14 protein-coding genes are annotated in these 15117 nt (G+C 63.3%); 13 read left to right on the top strand and 1 reads right to left on the bottom strand.

Going from position 1 to position 15117, the window contains the following annotated elements:
- Genes cyoB through cyoE form a run of 4 tightly spaced genes read left to right on the top strand, consistent with a single transcriptional unit; the run spans position 1 to position 3888 of the window.
- Positions 1-2043, top strand: coding sequence for a cytochrome o ubiquinol oxidase subunit I (gene cyoB, locus DFR38_RS14480; RefSeq protein ID WP_059285897.1), 2043 nt, complete (start codon positions 1-3; stop codon positions 2041-2043).
- Positions 2044-2057: 14 nt separating this feature from the next.
- Positions 2058-2669: a cytochrome o ubiquinol oxidase subunit III gene (gene cyoC / locus DFR38_RS14485; RefSeq protein ID WP_059285898.1), complete on the top strand. Its 612-nt coding sequence runs from the start codon at positions 2058-2060 to the stop codon at positions 2667-2669.
- Positions 2669-2992 (top strand): cytochrome o ubiquinol oxidase subunit IV, encoded by a 324-nt coding sequence (gene cyoD, locus DFR38_RS14490; protein ID WP_059285899.1) that lies wholly within the window; start codon positions 2669-2671, stop codon positions 2990-2992. Before cyoC ends, cyoD begins: the two co-directional genes overlap by 1 nt.
- Before the next feature lie 11 nt (positions 2993-3003).
- Positions 3004-3888, top strand: a complete 885-nt coding sequence (gene cyoE / locus DFR38_RS14495) for a heme o synthase (protein ID WP_059285900.1) — start codon at positions 3004-3006, stop codon at positions 3886-3888.
- Between the two features lie 112 nt (positions 3889-4000).
- On the opposite strand, the gene DFR38_RS14500 is transcribed toward cyoE, so the two are convergent.
- A complete protein-coding gene (locus tag DFR38_RS14500) occupies positions 4001-4909 on the bottom strand; it encodes a LysR family transcriptional regulator (protein ID WP_059285901.1) in 909 nt (302 codons plus the stop codon).
- A gap of 96 nt (positions 4910-5005) precedes the next feature.
- Here DFR38_RS14500 and DFR38_RS14505 point away from each other — a divergent pair, with 96 nt between their 5' ends.
- From DFR38_RS14505 to DFR38_RS14545, 9 genes are all read left to right on the top strand, one after another.
- On the top strand, positions 5006-6505 hold the full coding sequence (locus DFR38_RS14505) for an NADH-quinone oxidoreductase subunit L (RefSeq protein WP_110313565.1): 1500 nt from the start codon (positions 5006-5008) through the stop codon (positions 6503-6505).
- Positions 6498-8870 carry a YbcC family protein gene (locus DFR38_RS14510; protein ID WP_110313566.1) on the top strand — a complete coding sequence of 791 codons (2373 nt, stop codon included), beginning with the start codon at positions 6498-6500 and terminating at the stop codon, positions 8868-8870. The genes DFR38_RS14505 and DFR38_RS14510 overlap by 8 nt, the downstream gene beginning before the upstream one ends.
- Positions 8871-9017: 147 nt before the next feature.
- The gene (locus tag DFR38_RS14515) at positions 9018-10004 is read left to right on the top strand and encodes an L-threonylcarbamoyladenylate synthase (RefSeq protein ID WP_110313567.1); all 987 of its coding nucleotides are present in this window, start codon (positions 9018-9020) and stop codon (positions 10002-10004) included.
- Between the two features lie 302 nt (positions 10005-10306).
- Positions 10307-11290, top strand: coding sequence for a tRNA dihydrouridine(20/20a) synthase DusA (dusA, locus tag DFR38_RS14520; protein ID WP_425320052.1), 984 nt, complete (start codon positions 10307-10309; stop codon positions 11288-11290).
- Between the two features lie 82 nt (positions 11291-11372).
- Positions 11373-11966, top strand: coding sequence for an RdgB/HAM1 family non-canonical purine NTP pyrophosphatase (gene rdgB, locus DFR38_RS14525; RefSeq protein ID WP_059286102.1), 594 nt, complete (start codon positions 11373-11375; stop codon positions 11964-11966).
- Positions 11963-13204, top strand: a complete 1242-nt coding sequence (gene hemW / locus DFR38_RS14530; RefSeq protein ID WP_059286101.1) for a radical SAM family heme chaperone HemW — start codon at positions 11963-11965, stop codon at positions 13202-13204. Before rdgB ends, hemW begins: the two co-directional genes overlap by 4 nt.
- Positions 13205-13588, top strand: coding sequence for a RidA family protein (locus tag DFR38_RS14535; RefSeq protein WP_059286100.1), 384 nt, complete (start codon positions 13205-13207; stop codon positions 13586-13588). It abuts the gene before it with no gap.
- Between the two features lie 143 nt (positions 13589-13731).
- A complete protein-coding gene (locus tag DFR38_RS14540) occupies positions 13732-14169 on the top strand; it encodes a DUF4124 domain-containing protein (protein WP_158527742.1) in 438 nt (145 codons plus the stop codon).
- Positions 14170-14181: 12 nt separating this feature from the next.
- The gene (locus tag DFR38_RS14545; protein WP_110313569.1) at positions 14182-15018 is read left to right on the top strand and encodes a PhzF family phenazine biosynthesis protein; all 837 of its coding nucleotides are present in this window, start codon (positions 14182-14184) and stop codon (positions 15016-15018) included.
- Positions 15019-15117: the final 99 nt, after the last annotated feature.

Raw genomic sequence — 15117 nt, forward strand, 5'->3', positions numbered from 1 at the left:
ATGTTGTTAGGCAAACTGACTCTGGATGCCATCCCCTACAAGGAACCCATCATCGTCGCCGCGCTGTCCGGCGCCGGCCTGCTGGGCCTGGTGGTGCTGGCGCTCATTACCAAGTTCGGTAAATGGGGCTATTTGTGGAAAGAGTGGCTGACTTCGGTCGACCACAAGAAGATTGGCGTGATGTATATCGTCGTCGCCATGATCATGCTGCTGCGCGGCTTTGCTGACGCCCTGATGATGCGTACCCAGCTGGCGTTGGCCACCGACGGGCACCTGGGGGTATTTCCACCAGAACACTACGACCAGATCTTCACCGCCCACGGTGTGATCATGATCATCTTCATGGCCATGCCTTTCATGACCGGTCTGATGAACATCGTGGTGCCGCTGCAAATCGGCGCGCGTGACGTGGCCTTCCCCTTCCTGAACTCGCTGAGCTTCTGGCTGCTGGTGTCGGCGGTGATCCTGGTCAACCTGTCGCTGGGTGTGGGCAACTTTGCCCGTACCGGCTGGGTGGCCTATCCGCCGCTGTCCGAGCTGGGCTTCAGTCCGGATGTGGGGGTGGATTACTACACCTGGGCGCTACAGATATCCGGGATAGGGACGACGCTAACGGCGATCAACTTCCTGGTGACCATCATCAAGATGCGTGCACCGGGCATGAAGCTGATGCAGATGCCCATCTTTACCTGGACCTGCACCTGGGCCAACGTGCTGATCGTGGCTTCCTTCCCGATTCTGACCGGCGCCCTGGCCATGCTGAGCCTGGACCGTTACCTGGACTTTCACTTCTTTACCGCGGAAGCCGGTGGTAACGCCATGATGTACCTGAACCTGTTCTGGGCCTGGGGTCACCCCGAGGTTTACATTCTGGTGCTGCCGGCTTTCGGTATCTTCTCCGAAGTCATCTCCACCTTCTCCGGCAAGCGCCTGTTTGGCCATACCTCGATGATCATCGCCAGTGGCGTGATCTCGGTACTGGGCTTCATGGTGTGGCTGCACCACTTCTTCACCATGGGTTCCGGTGCGGACGTCAACGCCTTCTTCGGTATTGCCACCATGGTGATTTCGGTACCGACCGGGGTGAAGCTGTTCAACTGGCTGTTCACCATGTATCGGGGTCGTATCCGCTTTACCCCGCCGGTATTGTGGACCCTGGGCTTCATGGTGACCTTCTCCATCGGCGGCATGACCGGCGTGCTGATGGCGGTGCCGGGTGCCGACTTTGTGCTGCACAACAGCCTGTTCCTGATCGCCCACTTCCACAACACCATTATCGGTGGTGCGGTATTCGGCTATCTGGCTGGCTTCTCCTACTGGTTCCCCAAGGCTTTCGGCTTCAAGCTGAATGAAAAGCTGGGCAAGGCGGCCTTCTGGTTCTGGCAGAGCGGTTTCTTCTTTGCCTTCATCCCGCTGTACATCCTGGGCTTCCTGGGCATGACCCGTCGTCTGAACCATACCAACAATCCGGCATGGGACCCATGGCTGTACCTGGCTTGCGTGGGCGCGGTGCTGATTGCCTGCGGCATTGCCTGCCAGCTGCTGCAGCTGTATGTCAGCGTTCGTGACCGCAAGCAGAACATGGACGTGACCGGTGACCCGTGGAATGGCCATACCCTGGAATGGTCCACTTCCTCGCCGCCGCCGTTCTACAACTTTGCCGTTGTGCCGCATGTGCATGATATCGACGCCTTCACCGACATGAAGGAAAAGGGCGTGGCCTACAAGGTGCCGCAGCACTACGCACCGATCCACATGCCGAGCAATACCGCCACCGGCGTGTACATCGGTGGTTTCACCACCCTGCTGGGTTTTGCCCTGATCTGGCATATCTGGTGGCTGGCGATTGTCGGCCTGGTCGGCATCATCGGCGCCATGCTGGCCCGTGCTTACGACAACAATCTGGACTACTACGTGCAGCCGGATGAAATCGAAAGCATCGAGCGTGCCCACTTCGAACAGATGGGCATTGATGTGGACAACTACAGCGAACGCGATGCTGAAAAGCCGCGTCGTGGCAGCCGTCCCACCACTACCGCCTAACAGGTTGAGCCAAGATGAGTACTTATGTAGAGCACGCGCACGACGCGCATGACGACCACGAGCACCACGACAGCGGTTCGCAAACCGTGCTGGGCTTCTGGTTCTATCTGATGACCGACTGCATCCTGTTCGCCACGGCTTTTGCGGCGTACGCGGTGCTGTACCGCAACGTCGCCACCGGCGTTTCGGGCAAGGAAATCTTCGAGCTGCCTTATGTGATGGGTGAAACCGCAGCGCTGCTGCTGTCCTCCATCACCTACGGCTTTGCCATGATTGCCGGTTACAAGGGCAACAAGTCGGCCGTGCTGGGCTGGCTGGCAGTGACCTTCGCCTGCGGCGCGGTGTTCATCGGCATGGAAGTGAACGAGTTTCACCACCTGATCGCCGAAGGCCACGGCCCCAATGTCAGCGCCTTCCTGTCGTCCTTCTTCGGTCTGGTGGGCCTGCACGGCCTGCACGTCACTGCCGGCCTGCTGTGGATGACGGTGATGATGATCGAAGTGGCCAAGACCGGCCTGACCGGCCGCGCCATGACCCGCCTGAACTGCCTCAGCCTGTTCTGGCACTTCCTCGACATCGTGTGGATCTGCGTATTCACCGTCGTGTATCTGAAAGGAGCCATGTGATGAGTCAGGCACATGAGCACGCCGCCGACCACGGCAGCGTAAAAAGCTATCTGGTGGGCTTTGTGCTGGCTGTCATCCTCACCGCCATCCCCTTCTGGATGGTGATGAGTCACAGCTTCACCAAGCAGGCCACCATGATCGGCATCTTCGGCTTTGCCGTGGTGCAGATCATCGTGCACCTCAAATACTTCCTGCATCTGAACTTCACCAAGGAAGGCAAGCTCAACAGCTTCTCCTTCCTGTTCACCGCGATGATCATCGTGATGCTGGTTGGCCTGTCGGTGTGGATCATCTCCACCGCCGATGCGCTGATGCTGCGCTGAGCCGGGACGTGATGAAGCTCAAGCGCTATTTGCAGGTGACCAAGCCGGGGATCATCTTCGGCAATCTCATCTCTACCGTGGGCGGTTTTCTGCTGGCAACGCAGGGTCGGCTGGACTGGACCCTGCTGCTGGCCACGGTGGCGGGATTGTCGCTGGTGGTGGCCTCCGGCTGCGCCATCAACAACTGCATCGACCGCGATATCGACGCGCGCATGGCCCGTACGCAAAAGCGGGTGCTGGTAACCGGCGACATGAGTCCCAAGGCGGCACTGGCACACGGTTTCGTGCTGGGCGCGGCAGGCTTTGCCACGCTGGCCATCTGGACCAACGTGCTGGCGCTGTGCTGTGCGCTGTTCGGTTTCCTGATCTATGTCGGTGTGTACAGCCTGTACATGAAGCGCAAGTCGGTTTACGGCACCCTGGTGGGCAGCCTGTCCGGCGCGGTACCGCCGGTGGCGGGTTACTGTGCCGCCAGCGGCCGCTTTGACAGCGGTGCCGCCATCCTGCTGCTGATGTTCTGCCTGTGGCAGATGCCGCACTCCTACGCCATCGCCATCTTCCGCTTCAAGGATTACGAAGCTGCGAAGATTCCGGTGCTGCCGGTGGTGAAGGGCATTTCCGAGGCCAAGCAGCAGATCGTGCTGTACATCCTGGCTTTTGCCGTGGCGACGCTGCTGCTGGTGTTCTACGGCTATGCCGGTTACGGCTATCTGGCGGTGGCCTGTGCCACCAGCCTGTGGTGGCTGAAGATGGCGCTGTCCGGCTACAAGGAAAGCACTGACGACCGCGTCTGGGCGCGCCAGGTGTTCTTCTTCTCCATCATCACCGTCACCGCCTTGTCGGTGATGATGGCGGTGGATGGCCAGGTGCCGGCGCATATCGGCTGGATGCTGTAAACCATTTGCCATGCCATCCGCAAACCTCCGCTGACCGGCCATGCCGGGGCGGAGGTTTTTTCTTGCCTGCCGTGCGCGCTCTTCTGCGCAGGCTGGCGGGCCGTGGGGCGGCTCAGTCGGATGCTGTCTCCGGATGCATTCCTTGCTCCGTGCTGGCCATGCGCAGCAAATCCTGCAGCAAGGGCGACAGATACTGGCGTTGCACGGTGATGGCGTAGAAAGTCTCCTCGACGCGCGGCACCACGCAGTATTGCTGCAGCAGCCCCTTGTCCAGCTCGTCGCGCACCACAATCGCCGGCAGCAGCGCCACACAGCCGGCATCGCGCGCCAATAGCCGCAACATGGCCATATCGTCCACTTCGGCACGGATGGCCGGCTGCAAGGCCAGCTCCTCACACAACAGATCAAAGCGCAGGCGGATTTCGCTCTTGCGGCTGGGAGCCAGCAAGGGCAGGGCCGGCAGATCGCGTTCGAACTGGAATACCTGGCCTGCCGGCAAGGGCGGCCCGACCAGCACCACCGGCTGGCGCGCCAGGGTGCGGCAGCGCCAGGATTGCTTGTCATTGCCCAGGGCCGGCCGGTTGGATAGCACCACATCCAGCTCGTGCGTCTTCAGCCTTTGCAGCAGCTCGTCCAGGCTGCCGGCCTCCAATACCAGGCGCACTGCGGCTTCTTGCAGCACCGGCTGCAAGAACCACTCCTGAAAATTGCGCGAGAGCGTGGCCACGCTGCCGATGCGCAAGGTGTTGCGGCCCACGCCGGATGCTGCGCTGGCCAGCAGCTCGTTGCCCAGCGCGAAAATCTCCTCGGCATAGCCCATCACCACCGCACCCAGCTCGGTCAGTTGCAGCTTGCGGCCTTCGCGCAGAAACAGCGGCTGGCCCAGTTGCTCCTCCAGCTGGCGGATTTGCGCGGACAGGGCCGACTGCGACACATGCAGTCGCTCCGCGGCGCGTGTCAGGTGGCCTTCGCTGGCTACCGCCCAGAAGTAATGCAGATGGTGGTAATTGAGTCGGCTCATTATTCTTTATTAAAGAATGAAAACTAATATTTAATCTATTTTACTGAACATATTGTCTCAGGCAAAGTGCCGGCAGGATCAATACCGGAGCCCATCATGCCTCTTGCCCTGCTTAATGCACTGCCATTCGCCATCGCGCTGCTCTGGCTGCTGCCCGCCCTGTGGCCTGGCCGGGCCTTGTCGCCTCACTGGCAGCTGGGTGAAAGCGTCGCCCTGGCAGGTGGCCTGTTGCTGCTTGCCTTGCTATACCAGCCCACGCCGGCCCCGTGGTTCGCCGCCGCCTGGCTGATGCAGGCGCTGATCCAGCTGCTGGGCTGGATGGTGCTGCGCTATGCGCGGCGTTACCTGCAGGGCGAGCCGGGACAGCCGCGCTTTTTGCGCGCCATCGGCTGCCTGCTGGCGGCGGTGACGGTGGTGGTGCAAGCCAGCCATCTCTTGCTGATGGTGCTGGCCTGGATAGCCTGCAGCCTGGCCTTGCAAACCCTGCTTACCTTTTATCCGCAGCGGCCCGCCGCGCAGCTGGCTGCGCAGCGCGAATGGCGCGCCAGCCGCCTGGCCGAGCTCTTGCTGCTGGGGGCCTTGCTGCTGTGGCTCGTGGCCGGTGGCAGCCTCAGCCTGTTGCCCGGCGCATCGTCCACGCTGGCCGAAGGCAGGCAAGGCTATGCCGTGGCGGCCGGCTTGTTGCTGGCGGCAGCGGTGGCGATCAAGACCGCGCAACTGCCGTTTCACGGCTGGCTGACCCAGGTGATGGAGGCGCCGACGCCGATTTCTGCCTTGCTGCATGCCGGCGTGGTCAACCTGGGGGGCATGGTGCTGATCAAGGCAGCCCCGCTGCTGCAAGCCGCCCCGCCAGCCAACACCCTGCTGATGCTGTGGGGTGGCGGCAGTGCACTGCTGAGCTGCGTGGTGATGCTCACCCGCATCAGCATCAAGCTGCGTCTGGCCTGGTCCACCTGCGCGCAAATGGGCTTCATGTTGCTGGAAATCGGCATGGGCTGGTACTCGCTGGCGCTGCTGCACCTGCTGGCGCACTCCTTCTACAAGGCCCATGCCTTTCTGCTGGCCGGCGAAACCGCCCGCGACAGCGCGGCACGGCGTCTGGCCGGCGAGCAAGACGCCGACAGCCCCTGGGCTCACTTGGCGCGGGGACTGCTGGCGGTGCTGTGGCTGGCGGCAGCGCAATGGCTGTGGCAGCGCTGGCTTCCCGCCGCCGCACTGCCGCCGCTGTTCTGCCTGGCCATGGGGCTGGGCATGGGTCTGCTGCTGCGCAGTGGGGCCGGCCTGCTGCTGGTGCTGCTGTTGAGCCAGAGCTATCTGCTGCTGCACGCCCTGGCCGCGACCATCCTGCCGCTGCATGGCCCGACACCGGCGCTGTATGTGCAGGGCGTGCTGGCGGCAATGTTCCTGGCCACGTTTTGGCTGCAAGGCCACTTGTTGCGTCATCCAGACGGTGCGCTGGCCCGCCGCATCTATCCGCATGCCTTTGCCGGTTTCCACCTCGATGAATGGTGGTGCATGCTGGGGCGGCGTCAGCCGCGCCCGCCCATTTCCCTGGCCCTGAGCTGGCCGCAACTGCAGGAGAACCGTCGTGGCTGAACAACACACTGCCTGGCAGCAGGCCATTACACAGGCCCTGGCCACGATTGCCCCGGCCTGGCCGCTGGACAGCCTGGTGGCCAGCTCGCCCTATTGGGGGCTGCGTGAGCAGCGCTTCGAGCAGGCCGCCGACACGCTGCGCCAGGTGGCGGACAGCCCGCTGCACCTGGCGCACAGCGAATATCTGGCGGCCTGGCGGCGCGGCGACATCACCGCCAGTGCGCTGGAAGCCGCACTGACGGAAGCAGGCTGGCAGCAGGGCGCAGCCGCCTGGCTGGACAGCGCGCCTGAGGCTGTCGATCTGCCGCTGGCGCCGCGGCTGCTGGCCGCCTGGCAGCGCGAGGCAGCAGGTCCGCTGGCCGCACAATCCTGGAGCGATGTCATCATCCAGCAAGTCAGCCAGTATTGCGCCGCCAGCTTCGACCGTGACCAGGCCAACTGGCACCTCGAGCATGACGGCGGCCTCTATGCCGCCTGGCTGGCGCAGATGCGTCATCCGTATGGCCTGAGCAGCTCGCCGCTGCGGCGCGAACAAATCCGGCAGCGTTCCCGGCAATTGCCCGAGGATGCCGAGGCCATGCTGCTTGCCGGTCTGGAACAGCTGCAAGCCCGGCCGCAATGGCTGACGCCGTGGCTGCAGGCATTGTTGATGCGCAATAACGGCTGGGCCGCCTGGTGTGCCTATCTGGGTTGGCAAGCCGGCCTGCAGGGCAGGACTGACGACAATCTGCGCCAGTTGCTGGCCATCCAGCTGGCCTGGGAATGCCTGCTCGACGATGGCGCACGCGGTCCGGACAGCGCCTGGGCAGACTGGCAGCGTGATTGGGAAAGGCTGCCGCAGTGCAGCGCCGACGCACGGGCATTGATCTGGCAGCGTGCGCACGAGCTGTCGCTGCATGCACCGCTCACCCGCGCGCTCTGTACTGCCGATGCCGCCGAAGTGGCCACGCGCCCCTCATTGCAAGCGGTGTTCTGCATCGACGTGCGTTCCGAACCACTGCGCCGCGCGCTGGAGGAAACCGTTGCCGACAGCCGCAGTTATGGCTTTGCCGGCTTTTTCGGCCTGCCGCTGGCCTACCGCCTGCCGGGTGGCACGGTCAGCCAGCCACGGCTGCCGGTGCTGCTGGCGCCGGGCTGGGAGGTGCAGGTGCCGGAGGCGAAAACATCCACGCCAACGCGTCGTGGCTGGCAGGCGTTTCAGCGCTCGCCACTGGGCGGCTTTGCCCTGGTGGAAAGCATCGGTCTTGGCAAGCTGGCCACGCTGGCGCGGCGCAGCAAGGCCCGCAGCCTGCCGCCGGGGCTGTCGCAGCTCGATCCCTGGCTGACGCCGCAGACGGCCAAGGCACTGCCGCAAGACCGGCTTGATCTGGCGCAACGTGTGGCCATCGTCGCCGGCCTGCTGCCGGGCATGGGCTTGTCCGGACCGCTGGCACCCTGGGTGCTGCTGGTCGGCCATGCCAGCCATGTCAGCAATAATCCGCAGGCTGCGGCGCTGCAATGCGGTGCTTGCGGCGGGCATGGCGGTCACCAGCATGTACGGCTGCTGGCCAGCTGGCTGAATGACCCGGCGCTGCGCCAGCAGCTGGCGGAACAGGGCCGTGCCATCCCGGCCGATACGGTTTTCCTGCCCGCACTGCACCTGACGCACAGCGACGAAATCCTGCTGCTGGATGGTGAAACACTGGCCGCCGAGGCGAGTGGGCGCCTGCCCGGCCTGCAGTCCGCATTACAGGCTGCCTCGGCCCTGGCACGGCGTCGCCGCGCGGAACAGGTCGGTCTTTCCTCCTCCGCCGACGACGCCACCCTGTTGCGGCAAATGCGCCAGAAAGGCGACGACTGGGCGGAAACGCGGCCGGAATGGGGGCTGGCCGGCAATGCGCTGTTCATTGCCGCCGCGCGCGCCAAGAGCAAGCGGCTTGATCTGGGGGGGCGTGCCTTCCTGCATGAATACGACTGGCGTGCCGATGCCGATGGCCGCGTCTTGCAGGGCATCCTGGCCGCGCCCATGGTGGTGGCGCACTGGATCAACATGCAGTATTTCGCCTCCACGGTGGACCCGCGCCGTTTTGGTAGCGGCAACAAGCTGCTGCACAATGTGGTGGGGGGGCGCATCGGCGTATTCGAAGGCAATAGCGGCGATTTGCGCATCGGCCTGGCCTGGCAGTCGCTGCATGACGGTCAGCGCCTGCGCCATGCACCGCTGCGTCTGGCCGCCTGCATCGATGCGCCGCCGGACAAGCTGGCCGCCGCGCTGCTGGCGCAGCCCATCCCCCGGCAACTGGTGGAAAACGGCTGGCTGCATCTTTACTGCGTGCATGGCGCAACACCGCTGCGCTGGCATGCCAATGGCTGGCAGCATGACTGAGCTGCGGGTGGTGCTGTTTGCCCAGGCTGACAAGCAGGCTGCCAGCCGGCGCTTGTCCCCACTGCCGGTGCCGGCAGCCGCTACCCGCTCACCCGTTAAAGGCGGCAGGGTCGCCGCAATACTGCATTACCGGAATCACATCGCATCATGAAATCACTTCCTCCCACTTCCGCCGGACTGGATCAGGCCGCGGCGCTGTTGCGCGCCGGCGAGCTGGTGGCCGTTCCTACCGAAACCGTTTACGGGCTGGCGGCCGATGCCACCCAGCCCGATGCGGTGGCCGCGATTTTCCGCGCCAAGAACCGGCCTGCCGATCACCCGCTGATTGTCCATCTGGGCGGCCTTGCGCAACTGCCGCAATGGGCGGAGCGCATTCCGGACTGTGCCTGGCCGGTGATCGAAGCCTTCTGGCCCGGCCCACTGACCCTGGTGCTGCCCGCCAGTGCCAGGGTGCCGGCCATTGTCAACGCCGGACAGGAGACGGTGGCCTTGCGCTGGTCCAGCCATCCCTTGTTGCAAGCCTTGCTGGACCGGCTGCAACGCCCGGTGGCCGCGCCATCGGCCAACCCCTTCTGCCGCATCAGTCCCACCTCCGCCGCGCATGTGCGCGCCCATATGGCAGGCCGCATTGCCGCCGTGGTGGAGGGGGGGCCGTGCAGCGTGGGCATCGAATCCACCATTCTCGATCTCAGCAGCGCACGGCCGGCCATCCTGCGTCCCGGCGCCATCAGCGCCGCCATGTTGCAGCCTTACCTCGACCTGGCCGAGAGTGCTGCGCCCGACGCGCCACGGGTGCCGGGCAATCTGGCCGCGCATTATGCGCCGCGCCAGCCCTGCTACCGGCTGGAAGCCTCGCAGATGCAGGCGCATGCCGATGACCGTGGCTGGCAGCAGGCTGCCGTACTGGCCATGGGAGCACCGGCCCAGCCTTGCGGCTGGTTCAAGCGCATGCCGGCCACGCCGGACGGCTACGCCCAGGCCTTGTATGCCGCCTTGCACGAGGCCGATGCCAGTGGCTGCGCCGCGGTGTGGATCGTATTGCCACCGGATCAGGCCGCCTGGCGGGCAGTGCGCGACCGACTGCTGCGGGCGGCGCGGCCGTGGTGCCCATCCGGTGGCAGCCATGCCGGCTAGGTGCCAAGCCGGGCCAGCCGACCCGGCGGCGGCTGCCGCGCAGGATTATCTTGCCGCCACGCTTGACCCGCACTTGTACGCGATAGGATAATTCTCCGTTTTTTCAACTGCTTAGTCATGCTTGCCGCCGCAGCTGCCATCGAGGCCGCCCCTCTGCCTGACGGGTGTCATCTCGCTGAAATTGAGGCAGTTTTTGAGGGCAGCTTCCTGACGAAAGCAGGCACATACCGGTCGCAATGAACAGTCATCAGATTACCGCCAGTCGCCTTGAAAGCCCCGCCCAGGCAGGAGGGCTCTCCCCATTGCCCGCCCGCCGCCTGTCAGTCGCGCCCATGCTGGACTGGACCGACCGCCACTACCGCTACTTTGCCCGGCAAATCAGCCGCCATACCTGGCTGTATACCGAAATGGTCACCACCGGTGCACTGCTGTATGGCGATGTGGAGCGGCATTTGCGCTTTGACGAGGCCGAACACCCCGTCGCCCTGCAACTGGGTGGCTCCGAGCCAGCCGAGCTGGCCCAGTGCGCGCGGCTGGCGCAGCAGTGGGGCTATGACGAGGTCAACCTCAACGTCGGCTGCCCCTCCGAGCGGGTACAGAAGGGGGCCTTTGGTGCCTGCCTGATGGCCGAGCCGCAACTGGTGGCCGACTGCGTCAAGGCCATGTGTGATGTGGTGGACATCGATGTCACCGTCAAGCACCGCATCGGCATCGACCAGATCGAGCATTACGACTATCTGGCAGGCTTTGTCGACCAGGTGGCTGCCGCTGGCTGCAGCACTTTTATCGTGCATGCGCGCAATGCCATCCTCAAGGGCCTCAGCCCCAAGGAAAACCGCGAAATCCCGCCGCTTAAATATGACTACGTCTACCGCCTGAAACAGGAAAGACCGGAGCTGGAAATCCTGATCAACGGTGGCATCAAGACCAATGCCGACATCGCCGAACACCTGCGCCATGTCGACGGCGTGATGGTGGGGCGCGAGGCTTATCACAATCCCTGGCTGATGGCGGAGTGGGATGCCGCTTTCTATGGTGATGACAGCAGCGCGGTCAGCCGCCAGCAGGTGGTGGAAGCCATGCTGCCGTATATCCGCGCCCGTCTGGCCGAGGGCCACAAGTTGCGTAATATTGCCCGCCATATACTGGGCCTGTTCCAGGGCATGCCGGGGGCACGGCAGTGGCGACGCATGCTGTCCGACGCCAAGCTGCTGGATGGCGCAGACGAAGGTCTGCTGCTGCAGGCATTGGCGGCCATGCCGTCCCGCGTGTCCGACACCGAATAATCCGTGCTGACAGCAGGGTGGACGCGGCATGGTTGGCCGCTTACCCTGCTGTTCTGCTCTGTACGCAACAGGATGAATCCACATGTTCGACAAACTGGTATTGGCCAGCAATAACGCCGGCAAGCTCAAGGAATTTTCCGCGCTGCTGGCACCGCTGGGTGTCACCGTCATTCCGCAGGGGCAGCTCAATGTGCCGGAGTGCCCGGAGCCGCATTACACCTTTCTGGAAAACGCGCTGGAAAAAGCCCGTCACGCCAGCCACGTCACCGGCCTGCCGGCGCTGGCCGACGATTCCGGCATTTGTGTGGAGGCGCTGGGTGGCAAGCCCGGTGTGTTATCGGCGCGCTATGCCGGCGAGCCCAAATCGGACGAGCGCAACAACGCCAAGCTGATTGAAAAACTGCAAGGCAAGGCCAATCGCCGCGCCTGGTATTACTGCGTGCTGGTACTGGTGCGCCATGCCGACGACCCGCAACCGCTGGTGGCCGATGGCATGTGGTATGGCGAAGTGCAGGATACGGCGGCAGGCGAGGGCGGTTTCGGTTACGACCCCTACTTCTACCTGCCGGAATTCGGCTGCACCGTGGCGCAGCTGGCGGCCGAGGACAAGAATCGCGTCAGCCATCGTGGCAAGGCCATGCAGACTTTGCAGGCCAAATTGCGTGAGCTGGCATGAGTGTGATTGACCTGTCCGGGCTGAAAGGTGGCCTGCGTGAACTGCCGCCGCTGTCGCTATATATCCATTTCCCCTGGTGCGTGCGCAAATGTCCGTATTGCGATTTCAACTCGCACGAGCTGAAAAGCAGTAACGGCCAGACCGTGCAGTGGAATCCGCAAGCAGGCGTCGCCAGCGGCGGTTTCGATGAAATGGCCTATGTGCAAACCCTGCTGCGCGATCTGGAATACAGCCTGCCCGCCATCTGGGGCCGCAGCGTCAGCACCATTTTCATGGGCGGCGGTACGCCCAGCCTGTTTTCGGCGCAGGCCATGGACACCCTGCTGGCGGGTATTCGCGCCCGGCTTCGGCTGTCGCCGGAGGCGGAAATCACCATGGAAGCCAACCCCGGTACTTTCGAAGCGGAAAAATTCCGTGGCTACCGCGAGGCCGGTATCAACCGCCTGTCTATCGGTATTCAAAGTTTCAATCCGCAGCATCTGCAAGTGCTGGGGAGGATTCATGATGGTGATGAAGCACGCCGCGCCATCGACATCGCGCTGTCCTGCTTCGACAACGTCAATCTCGACCTGATGTACGCCTTGCCTGGTCAGACGCTGGAACAGGCATTGCAGGATATCGACACCGCCTTGTCGCATGGCATCACCCACCTGTCGGCTTATCACCTCACCATCGAGCCCAACACGCTGTACGCTGTGCGTACGCCGCAAAACCTGCCGGATGACGAGGTGTCGGCTGACATGCAGGAGGCCATCGAGGCGCGGCTGGCCGCTGCCGGTTTCGAACATTACGAAACTTCAGCCTTTGCCCGACCCGGCAAGCGCAGCCGCCATAACGTCAATTACTGGCAGTTTGGCGACTATCTGGGCATCGGTGCCGGCGCGCACGGCAAGATCAGCAGCCACGAGGGCATTGTGCGCGAAATGCGTCACAAGCAACCGGCGGCCTATATCCAGGCGGTGGCCGACGGCCAGCCGGTACAGAGCAGCCGCAAGGTAAAGCGCGACGAATTGCCGTTTGAATTCATGATGAACCTGCTGCGCTTGACCGGCGGTTTTGAAACGCGCCTGTTCACCGAGCGCACCGGTTTGCCTGTATCCTGTATCCGCAATGAATTGCAGCAGGCCATCCAGCAAGGATTGCTGGAGCAGGATGCCACCACCATTCGCCCCACTTTGCAGGGGCAACGTTTTCTCAATGACCTGTTAACCCTGTTTCTCGGGGACGGAGACCAGTAAATGACCAAAGAAATCATCCATACCGAACATGCCCCGGCCGCCATCGGTGCTTACTCCCAGGCCGTGAAGGCTGGCAACACCGTTTACCTGTCCGGCCAGATCCCGCTGGACCCGGCCAGCATGACCGTGGTGGAAGGTGGCTTTGCCGCTGAAACCCATCAGGTATTCAAGAACCTGAAAGCCGTGTGCGAAGCTGCCGGCGGCAGCCTGGATCAGATCGTCAAGCTCAATGCCTACCTGACCGACCTGTCCAACTTCGCTACCTTTAACGAAATCATGGGCCAGTACTTCAGCCAGCCTTACCCGGCACGTGCTGCCGTGGGCGTGGCCAGCCTGCCCAAGGGCGTACAAGTGGAAGCCGAAGCGGTACTGTTCCTGGGCTGATTTTTCGCTCTGGACGCACAGAAACAGGCGATTGCGGTCGCCTGTTTTTTATTTGCGCAGCGGCCTGCCTGATGGCGCAGCAGCCAGCACAGGCGGAATCGGCTCTTATCAGGAGTCCGAACCCTCCTGCCGGAGTGCTGGCCATGTCGCGAGTTCTTGTCTTGTTATGCGGGTTGCTGCTGCCGGCCGGGTTAGCGGCGGCGGTATTCAAGTGCATTGGTCCCCAAGGGCAGCACAGTTATCAGGACCATCCCTGTCCGGCCGATCATGTTGCGCACACGCTGCACGGTGGCAGCTTCAGCCTGGTGACGCGTGAACCCTACCAGCTGCGGGCCTTGCAAGACAGCCGGCAGCAAACTGCCAGACAAGCCGGCACCCTGCAGCAGGAGCAAGCCAAGGCGCAGCAGTTGCGCCAGCGCCAGCTTGTGCAGCAGCGCAAACATTGCAGCCGCCTGCACAACAGACATCACACACTGCAGCGCCAGCTGTCGCGCAGTCGTTCTGCCTTGCAAACACAGCGTTTGCAAAGCCGGCTTGCCAGCCTGAGCAAGGACTTGCACGATGCGGCTTGCCCATCCTGAACCGAGACCGCCATGCCGCGCTACACCTATGAAATCGTCAATGTCTTTGCCGAAAGCACCTTTGGCGGCAATCCGCTGGCCGTGTTCTGCCAGGCCGAGGGGCTGAGCGAGCTGGAAATGCAGCTGCTGGCGCGACAGATGAATTTATCGGAAAGCGTATTCCTGCTGCCTTCCACGCAGGCGGCTGCCCATTTGCGCATTTTCACGCCCGCACACGAACTCCCTTTTGCGGGCCATCCCACCCTCGGCGCTGCCAGCGTGCTGCATCGCAGGCAAGCCCTGGGAGATGCTTTCTCCTTGCAGACGGCCGCCGGGGTGATTCCCATCCGCCAGCAGGACGGTTTGTTCACCCTGCAAGCCAATGCCGCCAGCGAGCGCCCCTCCGGCCTCAGTGCCGCACAAGCGGCCGCCATGCTGGGCCTGCCGGCGCAGGCGGTGCTGGCCGCGCCCAGCTGGCTGAATACCGGCAGCGAGCAGTTGCTGATCGCCGCGGCCAGCCGCGATGCAGTGTTGGCCGCGCGCCCGGTGGCCGAGCTGTTTTTGCGCGATGCCTGCCTGTATCCCGGCCGCAGCGTGGCCTATCTGTGGCATGAGGCGGAGGGGGTGGCGACCGTGCGGCTGTTTTATGGCCAGGATGGTGCGGTGCTGGAGGATCCGGGCACCGGCTCGGCCTGTGCCAATCTGGGTGGCTGGTGCAGCCTGCACCAGCGCTATCCGCTGCAATGGCGGGTGGAGCAGGGGGCCGTGTTGCAGCGCCCCAATGTATTGCACTTGACGGTGGATGAGGCGCGTCGTATTTATGTCGGCGGTAAGGTTGTGGCGCTGGCGCAGGGCGTGTTCACTTTGTGAAACAAGCGTATGACTTGACGCAATGCCGACCCCTTGGCATGCTAGAGTTGCAGCTCCAAACTAGCGTTTCATAAAGACAGACAACACGAGGAAAGACAT

Source organism: Aquitalea magnusonii (assembly GCF_003202035.1).
Taxonomy (GTDB): domain Bacteria; phylum Pseudomonadota; class Gammaproteobacteria; order Burkholderiales; family Chromobacteriaceae; genus Aquitalea; species Aquitalea magnusonii.

What these genes read in the sequence shown, in the direction of transcription:
- cyoB (WP_059285897.1), top strand. Translation starts at nt 1, where the DNA reads ATGTTGTTAGGCAAACTGACTCTGGATGCCATCCCCTACAAGGAACCC.
- cyoC (WP_059285898.1), top strand. Translation starts at nt 2,058, where the DNA reads ATGAGTACTTATGTAGAGCACGCGCACGACGCGCATGACGACCACGAG.
- cyoD (WP_059285899.1), top strand. Translation starts at nt 2,669, where the DNA reads ATGAGTCAGGCACATGAGCACGCCGCCGACCACGGCAGCGTAAAAAGC.
- cyoE (WP_059285900.1), top strand. Translation starts at nt 3,004, where the DNA reads ATGAAGCTCAAGCGCTATTTGCAGGTGACCAAGCCGGGGATCATCTTC.
- DFR38_RS14500 (WP_059285901.1), bottom strand. Translation starts at nt 4,909, where the DNA reads ATGAGCCGACTCAATTACCACCATCTGCATTACTTCTGGGCGGTAGCC.
- DFR38_RS14505 (WP_110313565.1), top strand. Translation starts at nt 5,006, where the DNA reads ATGCCTCTTGCCCTGCTTAATGCACTGCCATTCGCCATCGCGCTGCTC.
- DFR38_RS14515 (WP_110313567.1), top strand. Translation starts at nt 9,018, where the DNA reads ATGAAATCACTTCCTCCCACTTCCGCCGGACTGGATCAGGCCGCGGCG.
- rdgB (WP_059286102.1), top strand. Translation starts at nt 11,373, where the DNA reads ATGTTCGACAAACTGGTATTGGCCAGCAATAACGCCGGCAAGCTCAAG.
- hemW (WP_059286101.1), top strand. Translation starts at nt 11,963, where the DNA reads ATGAGTGTGATTGACCTGTCCGGGCTGAAAGGTGGCCTGCGTGAACTG.
- DFR38_RS14535 (WP_059286100.1), top strand. Translation starts at nt 13,205, where the DNA reads ATGACCAAAGAAATCATCCATACCGAACATGCCCCGGCCGCCATCGGT.
- DFR38_RS14540 (WP_158527742.1), top strand. Translation starts at nt 13,732, where the DNA reads ATGTCGCGAGTTCTTGTCTTGTTATGCGGGTTGCTGCTGCCGGCCGGG.
- DFR38_RS14545 (WP_110313569.1), top strand. Translation starts at nt 14,182, where the DNA reads ATGCCGCGCTACACCTATGAAATCGTCAATGTCTTTGCCGAAAGCACC.